Consider the following 349-nt stretch of genomic DNA (forward strand, 5'->3'; position numbering starts at 1 on the left):
GTGACCTCGACACCGGCGTGCGGAGCGGCGGGATCAGCGCAGGGCGTCGCAAGGGGTGGCGTCCGGGTCCCCGGCCGCTCCGGCCACCCACCGCACGTGGCCGACGGTGGCGTCGAACCGCCCTGCCGTCGCGAGCAGGAAGGGGGTGTTGACCGCGCTGGGGTCCAGGCCGGCGGCGGTGAAGCACCCGACCGGGATCTTCACGCTCCGGGGGGTCCCGACCGGCAGGCCCCTGAGGATCGAGGTCGCGTTCAGCTCGGCCGCGCAGGGGTAGCCGCAGTGGACGGCGAGGGCCGTGGTGGCGGTGGGGCTCTGGTGCACGACCTAGTCGTGCACCAGGGCGCCCGCG

At 75.6% G+C, this 349-nt stretch carries 1 protein-coding gene; it reads right to left on the reverse strand.

Annotated features, from left to right (window positions below; all coding sequences use genetic code 11):
- Nucleotides 1–33: 33 nt before the first annotated feature.
- Nucleotides 34–321 carry a putative glycoside hydrolase gene (locus AB0G02_RS42005; RefSeq protein WP_360806708.1) on the reverse strand — a complete coding sequence of 96 codons (288 nt, stop codon included), beginning with the start codon at nucleotides 319–321 and terminating at the stop codon, nucleotides 34–36.
- Nucleotides 322–349 lie beyond the last annotated feature (28 nt).

Origin of the sequence: Actinosynnema sp. NPDC023658 (assembly GCF_040639995.1) — a bacterium.
Lineage (GTDB): Bacteria > Actinomycetota > Actinomycetes > Mycobacteriales > Pseudonocardiaceae > Actinosynnema.